Source organism: Parapedobacter indicus, from assembly GCF_900113765.1.
GTDB classification, from domain to species: Bacteria; Bacteroidota; Bacteroidia; order Sphingobacteriales; family Sphingobacteriaceae; genus Parapedobacter; species Parapedobacter indicus.
The window spans coordinates 1-1,893 of the sequence record NZ_FOQO01000028.1 but is presented as its reverse complement, the minus strand read 5'-3'; the positions used below and the strand labels follow the sequence as shown (position 1 = coordinate 1,893).

General features: G+C 55.8%; 2 protein-coding genes. Both read right to left on the bottom strand.

Translation table 11 applies throughout. The annotated features are described in order from the left end of the window. Positions 1 to 92: 92 nt before the first annotated feature. Entirely contained in the window at positions 93 to 1,343 is a 1,251-nt protein-coding gene (gene ltrA / locus BMZ56_RS25320; RefSeq protein WP_090632645.1) for a group II intron reverse transcriptase/maturase, read from the bottom strand. Next, positions 1,340 to 1,893 (bottom strand): hypothetical protein (locus BMZ56_RS25315; protein WP_090632642.1); only part of this gene is annotated, 554 nt, incomplete at its 5' end. The genes BMZ56_RS25315 and ltrA, both read right to left, overlap by 4 nt.

Genomic DNA, 1,893 nt, shown 5'->3' with positions numbered 1-1,893 from the left:
TGTCAAGTAAACCCGGGCATTTCAGCCCGAGATTCTCACAGAACCGTGCGTAAGCGTCTCCGCTTACACGGCTCTTATTATCTAACCTTTTGTTAATTAACCGATGGGACTGCATTCAACCTCCAATGTGCCAACAATCCCGGATTCACACGGCTGATGCCGTGCAGCCACCTTATCGCCTTCATTTCACTTGAGCGCAGGTGCTTGTACTTACTCCTCGCCCATTTGGCGAGCTTTACGTTTACGATGTGCATAAAATTCCTAAGCTTCGTTCTGTAAAATCTACCGTAGTAGTTGATCCATCCCCGTAGGATGGGGTTGATCTGCCCCGCTATGTCCTGTAGCGTAACATCACTGCACCGGAGTATCGCCCAACCCCTCATCTTCCCGTTCATCGCGGTCATCGCCTTCCGGCTCACCGCCGGAAGGAAGTTCGTGAACGTTTCCCTCCGGTTGCTGTTCTGTGCCTCCCTCGGTTTGAACGTGTAACCCAGGAAGTCGAAGCTCACATTCGCGTGGTTCATCCTCCGGTTACTGTCCTTGCAGTAAACCACCCTGGTCTTCTGCGGGTGCAGCTCCAAGCCGCATGCCCGCATCCGCTCGGAGAGGCTTGCCAGCAATTGGTTTGCCTCCGGTTCGCTCCGGCAGTGGACGATGGCATCGTCCGCATAACGTTCGAACGGACTGTGCGGAAAGTGCCGCGCCAGCCATGTGTCCATGCAATAGTGGAGGTAAAGGTTCGACAGCACGGGGCCGATGACCGAACCCTGCGGAACCCCCTGGTCCCTCGACTCGATGGAACCATCCGGCCGTTGTAGCGGTGCCTTCAACCACCGCTCGATGTAAAGCAGCATCCAGCGCTCCGTGCAGTGTTTCCTGACGGCCTTCATCAGCAGCCCGTGGGGGATGTTATCGAAGAAGCCCCTGATGTCAAGGTCGATAACCCAGTCCCACTTCCAGCACCGAACCCGGGCGCTTGCCAGCGCATCGTGCGCCGATTTGCCCGGACGGTAGCCGTAGCTGTCCGTATGGAAAATGCCGTCAACAACCCGCTCCAACCGCTCCTTCACAACCGTCTGCCCGATACGGTCGGCTATGGTCGGGATACCCAGTGCGCGTTTGCCGCCACCTTTCTTCGGTATCTCGATCAGCTTCACCGCAGGTGGCATGTAGCTGCCCGAACTCATCCGGTTCCACAGCCGGTAGAGGTGGTGCTTCCAGTCCATGCTGAATTCCAGCAGACTGACGCCGTCCACTCCCCCGCTGCCACGGTTCGACTCTACCTTACGGTAAGCATCGTACATTTCCATCCGGTCAATATCAAATGGCTTTGCCCCTTTCATTTCGGTACCTCCTGTTTCTGGATTGCTCCTTCGGCAGTTTCCCTCATCGAAATAGGCCAGATAATACGCCCCCTTCGCTCCATACCCATTACAGGTACTTCATCACTACTACGAAGCGTTCCGCCCCCGTGCAGCGCATCGGTACTTTCCCCCTTGCGGTGTCCCCCGCTTGGGGTTTTCCCTTCGCATCGCCACGACAGGTTCTCACGTTCCATGCATACGCCTCCCATGGGATCACGCCGCCTATACGCCGGATGCCGCATGGACAGTAGACAGGTGCCTTCCATGCTTATCCCGATGATGATACTGGACATCGGTTCTGACATCAAATAATCCTTTCGACGCCTCATCGGCGGTTCACTTACGTTCGCCTTCCCATCGGACACCTGACACCTCCGGATGCCTTTTCCGACAACGCTCACCACCGGGACATTTAATCCAAGCAGCTTGGCGGTGGTTTGGTACCGGAACCTGTATTCCGATACCGAAGGGCCCACCTTCATCATATGCACAGCATCAACTCTCATATAGTTGTTCGTGACACTCAATA

Coding starts and splice junctions, on each gene's coding strand:
- ltrA (WP_090632645.1), bottom strand. CDS start 1,343: ATGAAAGGGGCAAAGCCATTTGATATTGACCGGATGGAAATGTACGAT.